Annotated in this window: 16 protein-coding genes; 3 read left to right on the top strand and 13 right to left on the bottom strand. The window is 35.0% G+C overall.

From position 1 onward, the window contains the following. The 13 genes from A9G25_RS11530 to A9G25_RS11470 form a co-directional block, all read right to left on the bottom strand. On the bottom strand, positions 1-372 hold a 372-nt coding region (locus A9G25_RS11530), incomplete at its 3' end, for an IS3 family transposase (protein WP_141675101.1). Further along, a complete protein-coding gene (locus A9G25_RS11525) occupies positions 369-650 on the bottom strand; it encodes an IS3 family transposase (RefSeq protein ID WP_065625218.1) in 282 nt (93 codons plus the stop codon). The genes A9G25_RS11525 and A9G25_RS11530, both read right to left, overlap by 4 nt. Positions 651-662: 12 nt before the next feature. Further along, a complete protein-coding gene (locus A9G25_RS11520; protein ID WP_141675100.1) occupies positions 663-1,019 on the bottom strand; it encodes a hypothetical protein in 357 nt (118 codons plus the stop codon). A gap of 93 nt (positions 1,020-1,112) precedes the next feature. Further along, a complete protein-coding gene (locus A9G25_RS11515) occupies positions 1,113-2,078 on the bottom strand; it encodes a hypothetical protein (RefSeq protein WP_065627025.1) in 966 nt (321 codons plus the stop codon). A gap of 3 nt (positions 2,079-2,081) precedes the next feature. After that, on the bottom strand, positions 2,082-2,687 hold the full coding sequence (locus tag A9G25_RS11510; protein WP_065627024.1) for a hypothetical protein: 606 nt from the start codon (positions 2,685-2,687) through the stop codon (positions 2,082-2,084). 145 nt (positions 2,688-2,832) lie between these two features. After that, on the bottom strand, positions 2,833-3,429 hold the full coding sequence (locus A9G25_RS11505; RefSeq protein WP_065627023.1) for a hypothetical protein: 597 nt from the start codon (positions 3,427-3,429) through the stop codon (positions 2,833-2,835). 115 nt (positions 3,430-3,544) lie between these two features. Then, positions 3,545-4,087 carry a hypothetical protein gene (locus A9G25_RS11500; protein WP_065627022.1) on the bottom strand — a complete coding sequence of 181 codons (543 nt, stop codon included), beginning with the start codon at positions 4,085-4,087 and terminating at the stop codon, positions 3,545-3,547. Between the two features lie 9 nt (positions 4,088-4,096). After that, positions 4,097-4,375, bottom strand: coding sequence for a hypothetical protein (locus A9G25_RS11495; RefSeq protein WP_141675099.1), 279 nt, complete (start codon positions 4,373-4,375; stop codon positions 4,097-4,099). 176 nt (positions 4,376-4,551) lie between these two features. Then, positions 4,552-5,406, bottom strand: coding sequence for a hypothetical protein (locus tag A9G25_RS11490; protein WP_065627020.1), 855 nt, complete (start codon positions 5,404-5,406; stop codon positions 4,552-4,554). Continuing rightward, positions 5,399-5,704, bottom strand: a complete 306-nt coding sequence (locus tag A9G25_RS11485; protein WP_065627019.1) for a hypothetical protein — start codon at positions 5,702-5,704, stop codon at positions 5,399-5,401. Before A9G25_RS11485 ends, A9G25_RS11490 begins: the two co-directional genes overlap by 8 nt. Continuing rightward, positions 5,701-6,582 carry a putative type VI secretion system effector gene (locus A9G25_RS11480; protein WP_065627018.1) on the bottom strand — a complete coding sequence of 294 codons (882 nt, stop codon included), beginning with the start codon at positions 6,580-6,582 and terminating at the stop codon, positions 5,701-5,703. The genes A9G25_RS11485 and A9G25_RS11480 overlap by 4 nt, the downstream gene beginning before the upstream one ends. Beyond that, positions 6,579-7,430: a putative type VI secretion system effector gene (locus A9G25_RS11475; protein ID WP_065627017.1), complete on the bottom strand. Its 852-nt coding sequence runs from the start codon at positions 7,428-7,430 to the stop codon at positions 6,579-6,581. Before A9G25_RS11475 ends, A9G25_RS11480 begins: the two co-directional genes overlap by 4 nt. A 15-nt stretch (positions 7,431-7,445) precedes the next feature. Further along, entirely contained in the window at positions 7,446-7,874 is a 429-nt protein-coding gene (locus A9G25_RS11470) for a hypothetical protein (RefSeq protein WP_065627016.1), read from the bottom strand. An 80-nt stretch (positions 7,875-7,954) separates the two neighbouring features. Between A9G25_RS11470 and A9G25_RS11465 the strand changes: the two genes are divergently transcribed. From A9G25_RS11465 to A9G25_RS11455, 3 genes are all read left to right on the top strand, one after another. Further along, positions 7,955-8,143, top strand: a complete 189-nt coding sequence (locus A9G25_RS11465) for a hypothetical protein (RefSeq protein ID WP_081297255.1) — start codon at positions 7,955-7,957, stop codon at positions 8,141-8,143. Positions 8,144-9,005: 862 nt separating this feature from the next. After that, the gene (locus A9G25_RS11460) at positions 9,006-10,700 is read left to right on the top strand and encodes a ShlB/FhaC/HecB family hemolysin secretion/activation protein (protein ID WP_065625637.1); all 1,695 of its coding nucleotides are present in this window, start codon (positions 9,006-9,008) and stop codon (positions 10,698-10,700) included. A 97-nt stretch (positions 10,701-10,797) separates the two neighbouring features. Continuing rightward, positions 10,798-16,241: two-partner secretion domain-containing protein (locus tag A9G25_RS11455; protein WP_141674978.1), on the top strand; the 5,444-nt coding region annotated here is incomplete at its 3' end.

Genomic DNA, 16,241 nt, shown 5'->3' with positions numbered 1-16,241 from the left:
CCATGTTTTATTAGGCTTATCAGGATTAAATTGCCTATCTAACGTGTTGGGCGCAATATTGTGATGAGCCTTGTCTGTTTTATGCTTGAATTTACGTGCTGCTTTACTCCGTAATCCCAATTGTTGCAAAACACGGCTAATTGTCCTTTCTGAAACTTGATAGCCTGCTTCTCTTGCATCATGAAGCAGGCTTGGCGCACCCAAACGGGCTTTATGTTGCCAATACTGCTTTTGGATATACTCGCTGAGTTTAACTGATTTGTTTGCTCTTTTTAACCAAGCATAATAACCCGATGAACTGACACCAAGTAATGAGCATATCCTAGTAACGGGATAGCAGGTTAAATGATTTTTCATATAAGCGTACTTCATCGACTTGGATTGTTGATGAAGTACACATGCGCCTTTTTTAGTATATCATTAGCCATTTTCAGTTCTTTAATCTCTTTTTCTAACGCCATAATCCGCTGTTGCTCAGCGGTTAACTCTCGACGGCTGGTTTTATTCGGGGAAAGTTGCCTAATCCATTTATCTAGGGTTGATTTACCCACACCTAGATGATTGGCAAGTTCGCTGATAGAAAGGTGTGCATTAGATAACGCATAATCCACTGATTGTTGTTTGAATTCGATATTAAATTTTTTGACCATGATATTTGTCTCCTATGATTTTTGTTTATACCATAGAGGCAACTTTTGTCCACTTTTTTGGCGAGGATCATCGGCTTGCCAATAATGTGGATAGTTAACCTGACTACCTCTTTCCTGTCCTTTTTGTTGATAACCATACCAATCCAGTTGATGCATATATAAACTGTATAACGTTATTGAGGGTGGGGGCAGGGTTGAATTGGCTATTTTAGGCATTTGTAAAAGGTGCCTGACTAAGGTAAAGCCCGTTGAGATATAAGCTACTTTTTGCAGCTGGGTATAAGGGGTCTTTAACGTGATATTATCTGGATAAATAATTTTAGGGTAAACATCATTAATACGATAAGCAACAACTTCGCCGTTTGCCATACTGCGCAGTTTATTGTCATTATCCACTCTCTTTAGGACGACTTCATCAATATGGATTCCTCCATGCCATATAAGTTCCAAATAAATATTATTTCACTCCAATAATATTTGGTCTATCTTTTTTATCTTGTTGTTTAATTGTTCTGCTAAACATTTTGTAATGTTATAAGTAAATTCCTCAGTTTCATAAGAATAATTAGGAGCAGGTATTAATAAACATATTTCATTAATTTGTTTATCTATTTTGTCTATAGATTCATTAAAATTAGTTTTTTTGTCCTTAAGCGATATGACTTTTTGAGATAAAAGATTATGATAATACCGATAAGAGTCGATACTACAATTAGTTGAATATTTTTCTTGATAACATGTCTTTAATTTATCAATATTATACTTTGATTTTTCCAGCGTCCCTTCAAGAATTTCAAATTTATAAGGATAAATAATTTGATATTTATAACCTTCGTCAATTAATAGTCCTTTAAGTTGAAGTCGTAAGTTTTCTTTATTTATTTGATAATGTTTCCAGAATATTGGTTTTACACTAGCATTAATATCTTTTACTAATAATAGATAAATATCCCCATTAGGGGCAATATAGTAATATTGACTACTTAACCAATAATAACTTTCAACATCATAATAACTATTTGCCAATATAATTTTATCTTTAAGGTTTCCCTTATGAAAAAGGGATAAGTGAAGCTCTTTAACTGGGTATTTCTTATTATTGATGACTTTATTATAGATTTTTTTATTAATAGTAAACCTTAAATCATGTACATCATATATAACAACAGTGTTATTAATATTTTCATATAAATTATCAAAATATGGAGCTATTTGATTAACTAGGCAATGCTCTAGAATTTTTTCTCGTTCCGCATTTGTTAATTGCCAAAAATCATTTGGTTTTTGGCAATCTTTTTCCAATTCCCATATATCTATAGTTTCAAGAATAGAATTACCTTTATAGTTATCAATAACATCAAATTGCTTACCATAACAACAAAAACTGGATAAAAATAGTACTATTTCAATGAGTAATAAATTTTTCATTACTTAATCCTTTATTTGGTTAAAAATGCCAGAAGAACTCATTTGATATTTTATTTCTGTTGTATAAACTTTATTATCTTTTGGATCTTCATCAGGATCAAAGAGATTTTGTTTTTGATATTGTTTTATTAATATTTTGCCATCTGTTTTTATTACAAAATCATTCCAATATGATATTTCACCACCTTTTATTTGATAGAGTAAAATTGCGTCTATCAAATTTTTTTGATGGTCATAACTATTTAGCTGAAAAGTAAAAACTTTTTCATCATTTTCACCTATAGCCATTTGTATAATACCTTTATATAAAATATCCTTATGATAAAAATAGCAATGAGGAAAATAAAAAGTTGTTTTAGTAAGATATTCAAATAACTTTGGCTTAAATGAAAATTCTTTATTAGAAAATCTCATTGGAAATGGCATGTTAGATGATAAATATAAGCCATATTCTCCCCAATAATAATATTTTTCCATTTCGTTAGAAGAATAAGGTAATTTGATTTGATGATAGTAGCGTAAATCACTATTTAAATTTCCTGAAAATGCAATAGTTACATTAAATAATGATAATAGGCAGATAATGATAAACCTTTCAAAAAATTTCATTTCAAATTTCCTTAATGTTATTTATTCCAAATTCAACATCTCAATGATTATTGTTCTTTTTTATTAGGATATTATTTAATATAGGCTAATAAAAGTGATGAAGAAAGCACCTTTAATTATTGTAATTTATACTTAGTCACATTCATTATTCAAAATTAATATTACCTTTATCATCAATAAAATAATAACTTACCTTATGTTGTTCAGTCATAAGCTTGTCTGTTTCTATATCAATGCAATACTCTGATTCTATTATTTCAAATTTCTTATTTTTATAAATACGTGTTTTTTTATTGATTGAGCATTCTGCTTGTGCACCATCCACAACAATCATTTTGCTAATCAGTTGATTACTCTTATCAAAAATCTGTAACTCAAGAGTTGGAAGGTTATAATATGAATCTTGATCATTGTGATCCCAATAAGCAAAAAGGAACACATTTAGATTGTTATCAAGCGGAAGTTTTTTAAATAATATAGCTTTACCTGTGTAAGGTTTTCTATGCTCAACCATACTTAATAAAGGCGTATCAGGGTCAAAAAGTGCATTTAGTGGGTTTTTTTTATCATAAACTTGATTATTATCAGAAAAAAAATCTTTTAAAGAATGATAGGAAGATGTTTTTTTTGAATACCCTTTAAATTCATAAAGAATATTATTGGGATCTTTATTTTTATCTTCTGCAAAAGAAAATAACGAAATCAATAAAATGCATATAGGGAAAAATTTAAATCTAATCATTTTAAATCCTGTACATTTATAATGAAGTTAAAATCAAAACTACATTTTAGCTACGTTATTCTTGCCTAGCTTGTCTGATAATTCTCCTACCGTGGCTTTTTCTATCAAAAACAATTTACAATTTATCTAAATATGCACAACCCTCAAATATTTCACCTTTATAGTCAATAAAAATTTCATATATTGAAGTTGCCTCATCAAGATTTGCTTCACAAAAAGCTCCCTTAGGAAGGCTACGAATTAAACCATATACACCATCTTTAGAATGAAAAATAACCACAAAATTTCTTGTTAAAGAAGAGTTTTTTATATTTATAGCGATATTTATATTTTTTTCTTTTAGAGAAATGAATTGCAATTTATTTTTACTTATTTTAGCATTCCAAAATGGTTCATAACCATTCGCATAAAAGCCTATAGAGTTTTTATTAACTTTATCCCAAAAAATATGTGGCGATAACATATCTGTTTGTTGCATTTCCTGTAATTCAGATAGGTTTATCCAATCTATCATTCCATTTTTAAGATTTAAGAATTTTTGCTTACCATTTTCCGTACTACCTAAAGATAAATATTCTTGATTAGAAGAATTAGTATATACTTCCTGAGCTAATAACAAGTTAGGTAACATCAAAAATAATAAAATTAATTGTTTCATATAATAACCTTATTTGTCATGTGGATTTTCGGATAAAATTGGAGGCCATGAATATTTATCATTTGCAAATGGGATTTTTGATTTGCTATATCCCCAATATCGTTCGTGTTCAAAATGAGGAATATCATCTATCGGTACATTTTTGTAAGGATCAATTGATTCTAAATCGAAAGACGATACTTCAATCCCTGAGTTTTCAGGTTTGATAAGATAATGGAAAAGTCTCCCAATAGTAGGACCACCATTAATATTTATTTCATTATAATAAGACATTATCCAATGTGGCATTGGGTAAGAATTTTGGTAACACTTCAATTTTTTTGTCTACAACCACATCCAATAAGTGAAAAAACTAAAAATAACTTGATGATTAAAACTAAATAATATCGTGATCTTTTCATATAATTACATCTACTTTAAAAAAAGTATTTGTCTATTAAAATACTTTGCCATTTATTTTATTACTACATGATTTTTATTTTAATGGGGGCTACTTTTCTTGTTGATTGTTTGCTTTCATTTGGGGTAAATCCTCGTTCATCAATCACTTTAACCCAATTGGGCAAAATAGGGGTACGGCAATAATAGTTAGCATAAGGGTCAAGTTTTTTAATACGTTCAAATTCTGGAGTTTGTGGATCATCATATAATTCGGGATCACCTGAGCGGTTAAGTTTTTTAAAGCGCGCATGTTCTTTTGAACTATTATGTAGCCAAGGTTTAGGGTAACCCAAAGCCGAATATATACGATTACTGATAAATGTATAACGACCTCCTACCAAAAAAAAGAATAACAATATTAGAAAAAAACTAACACAGCAACCAATAATCAATAAATCAAAAAACTCTTCAAATGATTTTGAAACACTAAAAATCGATAAAAGCGATAAAAGATAAGATAACACACCTATTACACTAATAAAAATTGAACAATACTTTAGCAATTGGAAAGTGGTTACTCCGACCGATCTTGGAAAGTATAAAGCATGATATTGGGGCATGCGCGCGGCATAGGATTGATAATGATTATCATCAATTTGCTCTACCACCATTTCTACGTAATCGCCGTCTTTAAAGCTTATATGCTCTAATTTTCCTTGTACCTTTTTACGACCTACATAACATTGAAAACTTTTGCCTTCTAGGGTAATACTGCCTGATGTTAACGACCCGATTAAAACACCAATAAGTTCAAATGCTCCGACAATCATTAGCCCAATCATTGCTAACAGGCCGATATTATCAGCACGTAGCTCTTTCGGGTCATCCTTTATTTGCAGGTGGCTGATGGTGCCTTTTAATAAACTATATTTAGCCATTTAAAAATCCTCTTTCATCCATATCTTGTTCAATTAATGCTAATGCTTCATCAATATCAATAGTATAGTTGGTATTGTTATTAGTTTGTGACTCATTAAGGTAGTCGGCGGCTTCTTCTTGACCGCTTGCCATGCCAACTTGGCTGGCTGCTTCGGCACTGTTGCCAAGTGCCAGTTGCCCAAGTAGTGGCAAGCTGGCAAAACTGCCCTTGCTAAAGTGCGATAAGTCGGTATCTATTACTTCAAGTTCGGTTATTTTGCCGGTAATGATTTGATAATAGTCACTATTTGCTTTCATTTTTTCCTCTTATTATTATTCTTTTTTTCTGTGTGGATCACCGTAATATAATCGGGAATGGGTGGGGCTTCGCGGTAGAAGGCGACCCATTTGACTCCAGGAGGATCTTTGCGTTTAAATTCATCGGTGTTCACATCAATATAAAAGTCAGGTTCGTTCATGGATTTGTTATTAAAAAACATCTCCATATATTCTTCTTCCATATTAACCGTTTTCGGTTTGGGATAACCTAAAGTAGCAAATATTTTATCGGCGTCTTTGGAGCCTCCGCCAAGCATACCTTTATCACAAAAATATAAAGCTAAAAAAAGTAATCCATCAAATATAAAAGCGCCAATGCATCCTATAAGAAAATAAAGTAATTCCCTACCACTTTTTATTGTTGCGCAATTGATAGATATTGCTATACATATAATTGTTGCAATAAAAATGCCTCCTGAAATAGTGCCAGCGAACTTAAGCGAAGATTTATTACTTGCTTTAGAGCCTTTCATAGCCCAAGGGTATAACCATAGGCGGTGATCGATTGGTCGGCGAAGGGCATAGGCGTAGTAGCTGCCATCGTCGAGTGGTTCGACTACCACTTCGACTTTGTCGCCATTGCGGAAAAAAGCCCGGCAAAAAATGCCATGTACGGTTAAGTCGCCCAGTTTACAGCGAAAGTATTGCACGCTGTTAAGGTAGTCGGCGGCTTCTTCTTGACCGCTTGCCATGCCAACTTGGCTGGCAGCTTCGGCACCGTTGCCAAGTGCCAGTTGCCCAAGTAGTGGCAAGCTGGCAAAACTGCCGCCGCCAAAGCGCGATAAGTCGGTGTCTATCACTTCGAGTTCGGTTATTTTTCCGGTAATGATTTGATAATAGTCACTATTTACTTTCATTTTTTCCGCTTATTATTGTTCGTTTTTTCCGTGTGGATCACCGTGATATAGTCAGGAATGGCTGGGGCTTCGCGGTAGAAGGCGACCCATTTTACTCCAGGAGGATCTTTGCGTTTAAATTCATCCGTGTTCACGTCGATATAAAAGTCTGGTTCGTTCATGGATTTGTTATTGAAAAACATCTCCATAAATTCTTGTTCCATATTAACCGTTTTTGGTTTGGGATAACCTAAAGTAGCAAATATTTTATCAGCTTCTTGGGAGCCACCGCCAAGCATATTCTTATAACACCAGAACAAAGCTAGGAAAATTAAAATATCAACTATACTAAATACAACAAAAGAGAGACAAAAAAATATAAAATCATCATGCGATAATATTCCTATCATAATCATACCAATAATAAAAATAGAACCCATTAAAGTACCAGTATATTTAAATGCACCTTTACTATTAGCTTTAGTTCCTTTCATAGCCCAAGGGTATAACCATAGGCGGTGATCGATAGGGCGGCGTAAGGCATAGGCGTAGTAGCTGCCGTCGTCGAGTGGTTCTACCACCACTTCGACCTTGTCGCCATTGCGGAAAAAAGCCCGGCAAAAAATGCCATGTACGGTTAATTCGCCCAGTTTACAGCGAAAGTATTGCACGCTGTTAAGGTAGTCAGCGGCTTCTTCTTGACCGCTTGCCATGCCAACTTGGCTGGCAGCTTCGGCACTGTTGCCAAGTGCCAGTTGCCCAAGTAGTGGCAAGCTGGCAAAACAGCCATCGCCAAAGCGCGATAAGTCGGTGTCTATCACTTCTAGCTCAGTGATTTTACCCGTGATAATTTGAAAGTATTGGTTCATTGATTTATCCTGCTTTTAGTTTATACCTCGGAAATAATCGGTAATTGCATTGGGATTAAATGGGTAGTTTGACTTCGGTTGATTTTTGATTGCTAGCGCCTCTCGTTTTGCTTGGTGGCGGCGCTCTAAATCGTTAGTGATTAGCATTAAGGCATCAAATTCGTTAAAATCGTGCTCGGCTTCGCTATCCGGTTGTTGCGCCGTAGTTGCTTTGGCGGTGAGTTGATTTTGTTGATTTAGTTCAACGGTGGATTTGTCAATTCCAAACATTGCTTGTAGTGCCTCTTTAAATGCGTCTTGTTGTTCGATAAGATTTTTATAGGCTTTGGCATTATCATTTTTTACGCCTAGCGCACTGAGTTTTATCCACGATTCTAACTCATTATCACTTATATACCAGATCAATCCTTCAATCAGCAGGCTAAGTACACCAATGACGAACATTTACTGATGATTTTAAACACCAAATGGTCAGTCTTTATCAACATGGTAAATCACGTAGTGAAATCGTTACAGAATAGGATTTGCCCCCATCAGCATTGGACCGTTGGATAACACAAGCAAGCCAAAGTGGCTCATTTAAAACAAAAGATAATTGCGGTTCACAAGAGCAAGAGTTAATCGCTTTGCGTAAAGCGATTAAACAACTCCGTATGGAAAACGATATTCTAAAGCAAACAGCACTAATAATAGGGCGAAAATCGCTATCCTAAAAGCAAACCAATCGTTATAGCATAACAAAACTATGTCAATATTTGGGATTATCAAGATATTATGTTTATTATCAGTGTAAATTGAATAAACAAAAACCAGTAGTGCTTTATGCCGATAAAATCGTGACGCTATTTAACCGAAGCTATCGTTCTTATGGTATAAGGCGAATTCGTTTTGATTTGTAGAAAGAGAATATTTCGGTTTCACGCCGTTACATTGCTAGGGTGATGAAAGCCTTATTGTTGGTATCAAAATACACCGTTAAACGTTATCAATCTCACAATACGGAAGTAAACCATTTAATTTTAACAGCAATCAAACAGCTAACAAAAGTTAAATTTAGCTTCTCATAATTAAATAATTCTCTAAACCTTTTTAAGGTGTCTTCTCCCAAAAATCATTTTAGGCGATTTAACAGCATTATAACCGTTAACAAATTGCTTAAACTTTTGTTTCTACTTTTTGTAGTCCTCCAATATTTATTTTTTATGATACAACACTAGTTAAACGATGTATTACTATTTCTTAAAAAAATATAAAAAACTTTGTTTATATAGCATTTTTTTGGATTAAGTTCTGTTATAGCGTTCAATCTCAATGGTTAAGGATGACAAGTTTTAATCTAGCTTTTGTATTTATTCATTACGATCGTTTTTCTATTTACCGTAAACGATATGAATAATTTTTTCTGAAAATAATTTAATCAGCAATAAATTTAATTATTTGAATAATAAAAACAAATACCACATAAATAATATTTATCAAATTTTAACATAGACATTTAACCTGATTTACTTTAACATTTGTTGTGTAAATTTTGTGTAATATTTGGGTGAATATCGATCTAAAAAGAGTGTTTTGATGAAAAAATATTTATTAAGTTTTGTATTAGTAATCTCTCCTGTATCTATTTTGTTGGCACTGCCAACTCAAACCCAAACCCAAACTCTTAGCGATCAGCAATTAATTCACCAGCAAGAGCGTCAAAAAGCGCTAGAGGATTCATTAAATCCAACTTCTCCTGATATTCATTTATTACCGCCAAGTAAAACCGTTGGCGAGATAGAATTTCCTGTTGAGTCATTATGTTTCAATATTAATCGAGTTGAATTAATTGATCGTGACAAATTACCTTGGTTTATCCCTTTAAAGAAACTCGCTCAACAAGCAGAGCATCGTTGTTTGGGGGGGGAAGGTATTAATTTATTGATGAGTCAGTTGCAAGACCGCTTGGTAAGTTATGGTTTTATTACAACTCGAGTTGTAGCCCCAGAGCAAGATTTAGCGAATGGGACGTTAAAATTATTGCTTGTTGAAGGTAAAGTTAGGCACGTTAACTATAGTGATGATAGTGATAAATATGCGCAGCTTTATAGTGCCATGCCAGTTAGAGAAGGCAAAACACTCAATTTACGCGATATTGAGCAAGGGCTTGAAAATTTACAACGTTTACCCACCGTAAGTGCGCAGATGCAGTTAGTCCCAGGAGACAAACCAGGTGAAAGTGATATTGTAATAGCTCGAAAACAGACAAAGATGTGGCGATTAGGTTTATCGGTGGATGATTCAGGTACAAAGACGACAGGGCGGGATCAAGGAGGGGTAACCTTTTATTTGGACAACATTTTGTCATTAAGTGATTCTTTTTATGCATCAGGGGGACATGATTTAAACGGCAAAGGGAAATATGGCTCACGTAACTATTTATTATCGTATTCTGTGCCATGGGGATATTGGTTGCTTAGTGCTTCGTTATCGGGGAATAAATATCATCAAACGGTAGCGGGACAAAATGAAGATTACAAATACAGTGGTCGCAGTCGGAGCGCAAATGTACAGCTCAGTCGAGTGATTCATCGAAATGAATCACAAAAAACGACATTAAGTTATGGCATTAACTTGCGTCAATCGCATAACTATATCAATGAAACGGAAATCGAAATCCAGCAAAGGAAGACCACAAACTGGCAATTAGGTTTACAACATCGGCATTATATTAACGATATAGTATTGGATGCGGGGGTGTCATATCAAAAAGGCGTGAGATGGTTCAATGCACAAAAAGCGCCAGAGGAGCTTAATCCGGAAGATAACGGCAGTGCATTATCGAATATTTTTCTAGTTAACTTTGCGGCCAATATTCCTTTTCGTTTAGGTGAGCAACAATATCGTTATCATATCGACTATCAAGGTCAATATACTCGAGGCGAGCGTTTAACTTCACCAGACCAGTTTTCGATAGGCGGACGTTGGAGCGTACGCGGTTTTGATGGTGAATTAACGTTAAAAGCAGACCGGGGGTGGTATGTGCGTAATGAGCTTGCTTGGCAAGCACCGTTTAATCATGAACCTTACTTAGGGATTGATACAGGTGAAGTATCAGGAGCAAAAAGTGAATATTTGTTGGGGAGGCACCTAACGGGAGGTGTTATTGGAATCAGAGGTAATAATTATGGATTTTACTATGACCTCTTTGCGGGAAAACCGATACGAAAACCCAAAGGTTTTAACACTAACCCCTTAGTCTTAGGGTTTAGTGTCAATTGGAATTATTAATATTACATGACGATTTAATAGTCAAAAAAGAGAGAAGTAAAGCAAGATAAATACAGAATCAATATTAGAAAAGATAATAAGAGAAAGGAATTAAGCGATGAATAAGAAGTTATACCGAGTTATTTTTAACAAAAAACGTGGCATGCAGATGGTCGTTGCGGATATAACTAAAACACCGATAGGTAGTGAACAAACTTCATCAACAAGAGAGCAAGCCAGTTTCAAATCGCTTTTTGCTAAATTAAGACCGATAACCTTTCTTGTATCTATTTCGTTAGGTTTTGTGAGTATTAGCGCTCCAGTTTATGGCAACCACATTGTCCCAGACCGTCAAGCCAGCAAACATCAACAGCCTCTGATTGGCTCAACAGCCAATGGCACAACGCAGATTAATATTCAAACGCCGAATAAGAAAGGGGTATCACATAATAAATACCAACAGTTTGATGTATCGAAGCAAGGTGTCATTTTAAATAACAGTAGTAAGGCAAGCAAAACCCAGATTGGGGGGTATGTTCAAGGTAATGAGCTATTAAATGCCACAGGTAGTGCTAAAATTATTTTAAACGAAGTCAACTCACGCAATCCTAGTCAATTAAATGGGGTGGTTGAAGTAGCGGGTCAAAAGGCACAAGTTATCATTGCCAACCCATCGGGAATAACCTGTAATGGTTGTGGTTTTATTAATGCCAGTCGTGGCACGCTAACGACGGGAAAGCCGATAATAGAAAATGGTGATTTGACGGGTTATCAGGTTGAACAAGGTCATATCGCGGTGACAGGTAAAGGATTTGACAGTTCAACGCAAAGTTATACGGATTTAATTGCACGCACGGTATCGATAAACTCAGCGGTTTGGGCGAATGACTTAAATGTAGTGACGGGTCGCAATAAAGTCAGCCAAGACACCCAAAAAATCACCCCATTGGATGAACAGGTAGGCGACAAACCTGAAGTATCGATAGATGTATCCGCATTGGGAGGGATGTATGCAGGCAAAATCAACCTAGTGGGCACTGAAAAGGGGGTTGGTGTACATAATGCAGGAGAATTGGGTGCGAGTGTTGGCAATATAACCCTAACGGCGGAGGGTAAAATCGTCAATACAGGGGCGATACAGGCTCAGCAAGATATCCGTTTAAGCAGTCAAAACGACATTCACAACAGTAAGCAGATATACAGTAAACAAAACATCAAGTTAAACAGTGAAAAATCAATAGTCAATGAAGGAACATTAGTTGCAAAAAATGACATTACGCTTAAAGCTTCGGAAATAAATAGTACGCAAAAAAGCACGATTGCCGCGGGGATTGATGAACAGGGAAAATTAACACAAAAAAGCAATATTACCGCAGATGCCAATAATATTTCACTCACGGGTAAAAATCTGGCAGGTCAACACGTTAAAGTTAATGCACAAAAGAATATTAATCTAGCCAACAGCCAAAATAGTGCTGAATCGGTCACATTAACGGCTGAAAATATTGATATCAACACAGCAACAATCCATAGTGAAAAAGATATCCTTCTACAGGCGAATAATTCCATTGATAGCCGCCATTTACAAGTTAAAACTAATGCATCTTATTCAGCTACAGGTAACGTAATTGATAACCAACAATCTGTTATATTGGCTAAAGGAGACATAACCTTTAATGGCAGTAGTATCAATAATGCTCAATCAAAACTCAATACAGGTAATAAAATTAATTTTAATGCAGGGCGTTTTATTGATAATCACAAGTCGATGCTTTTGGCAGAAGGGGCGATTAATTTAAAAGGGCAACATATTACGAATAACGAATCATTGTTAGTCACTAATGATGGTTTGCAAATAAAATCTGATACATTAGAAAACCAGAAATCCACATTACAATCGAAAAAAGATTTAACCATTGATAGCCATCAGTTTAATAATCAGCAGTCTGAGTTATTAACTGAAGGTGTTTTGACTGTTCATGCCAATCAAATCAACAACCAAAAAGCGGCGTTAAGGGCAAAAGGTGATATTAATATTAACAGTGGGCTAGTTGATAATCATTCGTCGACATTTATTTCAGAAAAAACGATTAATATCAATGTTAAGCAATTTTTTAATCAATATGCAAAATTTACCGCACTGCATAATATTGCTATTGATGGGCAACAGGTTAATAACCAATCTGCAGAATTAAAATCCAATGGGTATTTATCCATTAATTCAGCCGAACAAAACAATCAATCCGCACAATTACTGACTAATTCTGGCTTAACGCTACAAGGTAAAAATATAAATAATAATAATGCCGAGCTCAGCGCTAGCGATAGCATAGCGATAACAGCGGAGCAACTATGGGTTAATGAGGGCACATTAGTTAGCAATAATGATATCCATATTACCAGCTCACATATTGATGCGCAAAAATCAAAAGTTAAAGCCAAAGGGAATATAAAACTGAATGCATCAGATTATATTGATGCCACGAATGGCTTAATGGTGAGTGAAAAACAGTCAACCATTGAAGCAAACACAGTTAAATTAAATGAAGCAACATTAAGTGCCAAAGATGACATAACCGTTACAGCAACTTCACAATTAGAGAATAACAACGCAAAATGGATTAGTGAAGGCAATATCACCGCTAATGCACAAACGATTAATAATCAAAATTCGTCAATATCAAGCTATAAAGATATTTACTTTAAAGCACCGTATTTAAATAATCATAACAGCAAATTGTTCAGTTATGGAAAAATTGATTTATTGTCGAACAATGTTAATAACCAAAATACCCAAATTAATGCATTAGCTGCTATTCATATTCAGGCTAACGACATTGACAACCAAAATGCACAAATCATTAGCCAGCAATCGATAAATATCGAAGGTAAAGACATTGATAACCGTCATTTGGCCATGCAATCGGGTAAGGCACTATCTATAATGGCTACCGACAAATTGGACAATGCTGATGCAATACTCATTTCCGGTGATAAACTAAAGCTTGAGTCACAGTTAATTAATAATCAACGTTCGAAAATCAAGTCTGGTCATGACCTGACTATGCAAGGTAAAAAGATTCATAATCAACATAGCACCATGATTGCGACAGGCGATGTTGAGTTTAATGCTGATGAGCAATTAGATAATCAAAACGCTGACATTCGAACACAAAATAAAATTAATATGGCTGCCAAGCAAATTAATAATCAGAATAACTTATTGGTAGCGGGTAACGAAGTCACGCTTAATGCGGATGAACTTAATAGTCAGTCATCTATATTAAAAGCGGATGATAATATTGCCATAAAAGCCAAAAAGCTTAATAGCGCATTAGTCAAATGGGTCAGTCAAAATGCTATTACTATTGATAGTGATGACATTGATAATCATTCATCTGTATTTAAAGCCAATAATGATATTACCGTCAAAGCCGATACATTAAATAATAACGAGGCAACCTTAATATCGGGTGGTCAATTATCATTAACCGCTAAAAAATTAGCTAACCAATCTGCTTATTTTAATGCAGAAAAAGGGATTGATATTCAAAGTACTGAATTTGATAATCAATCAGCGACATTAATTACTAATGATTCGATACGTATTGACGCCAACAAAACAAATAATCAAGATAGCACATTATCCGCTAAACAAGATATTTCGATAAACAGTAACGAAATAAATAATCAAAACGCTTTATGGCTAGCAGATAAACGCATTTCGATTCATACCAACAACCTTGATAATCGTAATGCCGCCTTACAAGCCAAACAAGGTATGCAAATGGATGTCAATGCCCATCTAGCTAACCAACATGCGATGCTTATCTCAGGGCAAGATGGTCTTATCATTCATGCAGATTCTTTAGATAATGAAGATTCTGAGTTAAGCAGTAAAGGGGTATTGGCAATTACGGCCAATGATGTGAATAATCACCAAGCACAATTAATCGCAGAAAGCGACCTAACAATTGAAGCAAATTATATCAATAATCAGTCTGCTGATATTCAGGCTAAAGGTGATATCACCTTAGATGGACAAACCGTTGATAACCAACAAGCAAAATTATTGAGCATGGGCAATATTCGGTTACATGCAGAAAATAATTTAACCAATAATCATGCCAAGCTCATAGCGATGCAACAAATTCAATTGCAGTCTCATGGGGCTATTGATAATCAACACGCAACAACGACGGCCAATAATGGCATTTTAATTGAGGCCAATTCGATTAATAATAGCCAGTCAAAACTTGAAACGGCAAGTTTATTAAAGATTATTGCTAATACCATTACTAATCAGAATGCTAAATTTAATGCAGAAAAAATTGAGCTAAAAACACAATCACTTGAAAACCAACAAGCGGATATCATTGCCAAAACGTTATTACATATTCAAGCGGATGAAATAGCCAACAGCCAAGCCCGTTTATTAGCCAATGATATTGCCATTAACGCCAATCAACTTAGTGGTGATGGAGAACTGCTTGCTGAAAACAATATTGAGCTTAATTTAACGCATGGGTTTGATAACAAAAACAGCTTGCTAGCCAATAAAGATATATTAATCAATGCAAGCCATATTACCAATGACGGTAAAATCTCATCAGGTCAAGCCATTACCCTTAAGAGTGATGAAATTAAAAACACAGAAAAGGGTATTATCGAATCGGAGGAAATCAACACCAATAGTCGTGTATTGGAAAATAAAGGGCTTATTGATGGTGGCGAGGTCAATGTGAACGCTTCGCAGCGTTTTGACAATCTAGAGGGTGCACGTTTATATGGGGATTGGATTTCTATCAAAGCCCATGAGGTGAACAACCGTGCTGCTTCTTTATCCAGCCCCGTTGCACCCACTATTGCGGCAAGGGAAGCACTCTTATTGGATGTTGACACGTTAAATAACACCAATCACGCTTTGATACTCAGCTTAGGGGATATGTACATTGAGGGGCAAACATTAAACAACCATTCAGCACGGATTGAAGCGGCTGACGATATGGCCTTAAAAGTTAACCACATTAACAACATTAATGACCATATTGAAACTGAAGAGGTCTTGGTAGAAAGGCAACATATTGTTGAATATTCACCTCTCGGTGATGCTCGGCGATATAAACCCGATGAAGTCAGCATTCGCACTAGCCCTAAAAAGCGGCACAGATACCCTGTTTTGCATTCAAATAATGGCGCTTTTGATTCCACTCATAAGTATTATGAATATGATTACACAAGAAATATTTATGAAACTAAAATCAAAAGTACGGCACCGGCAGAAATCATCTCTGGTAAAGATTTGCGTATACAATCCGACCATTTAGAGAATGACAACAGTAAAATTGTTGCCGGTAATGCCTTAGATATTATGACCGGCACACTTAATAATCACTCATTAAAAGGCCAGCGCACCATTTCCGATACTGGCGATGAAATTTATCATTACCGAGAAAAAGAGAATAAGCACGGTAAAGCCGTATATAAAAAAAGAGCAAGGTGGAAAGATTATAAAAACCAATCCGTCACCACTATCGATCTTGAGCATGCCAAAATGGAGTC

Source organism: Gilliamella sp. Bif1-4 (genome assembly GCF_001690535.1).
In the GTDB taxonomy this organism is placed as follows: domain Bacteria; phylum Pseudomonadota; class Gammaproteobacteria; order Enterobacterales; family Orbaceae; genus Gilliamella; species Gilliamella bombi.
This window is presented reverse-complemented; position numbering and strand designations above follow the sequence as displayed.

Coding starts and splice junctions, on each gene's coding strand:
- A9G25_RS11525 (WP_065625218.1), bottom strand. CDS start 650: ATGGTCAAAAAATTTAATATCGAATTCAAACAACAATCAGTGGATTAT.
- A9G25_RS11520 (WP_141675100.1), bottom strand. CDS start 1,019: ATGGCAAACGGCGAAGTTGTTGCTTATCGTATTAATGATGTTTACCCT.
- A9G25_RS11515 (WP_065627025.1), bottom strand. CDS start 2,078: ATGAAAAATTTATTACTCATTGAAATAGTACTATTTTTATCCAGTTTT.
- A9G25_RS11510 (WP_065627024.1), bottom strand. CDS start 2,687: ATGAAATTTTTTGAAAGGTTTATCATTATCTGCCTATTATCATTATTT.
- A9G25_RS11505 (WP_065627023.1), bottom strand. CDS start 3,429: ATGATTAGATTTAAATTTTTCCCTATATGCATTTTATTGATTTCGTTA.
- A9G25_RS11500 (WP_065627022.1), bottom strand. CDS start 4,087: ATGAAACAATTAATTTTATTATTTTTGATGTTACCTAACTTGTTATTA.
- A9G25_RS11495 (WP_141675099.1), bottom strand. CDS start 4,375: ATGCCACATTGGATAATGTCTTATTATAATGAAATAAATATTAATGGT.
- A9G25_RS11490 (WP_065627020.1), bottom strand. CDS start 5,406: ATGGCTAAATATAGTTTATTAAAAGGCACCATCAGCCACCTGCAAATA.
- A9G25_RS11485 (WP_065627019.1), bottom strand. CDS start 5,704: ATGAAAGCAAATAGTGACTATTATCAAATCATTACCGGCAAAATAACC.
- A9G25_RS11480 (WP_065627018.1), bottom strand. CDS start 6,582: ATGAAAGTAAATAGTGACTATTATCAAATCATTACCGGAAAAATAACC.
- A9G25_RS11475 (WP_065627017.1), bottom strand. CDS start 7,430: ATGAACCAATACTTTCAAATTATCACGGGTAAAATCACTGAGCTAGAA.
- A9G25_RS11470 (WP_065627016.1), bottom strand. CDS start 7,874: ATGTTCGTCATTGGTGTACTTAGCCTGCTGATTGAAGGATTGATCTGG.
- A9G25_RS11460 (WP_065625637.1), top strand. CDS start 9,006: ATGAAAAAATATTTATTAAGTTTTGTATTAGTAATCTCTCCTGTATCT.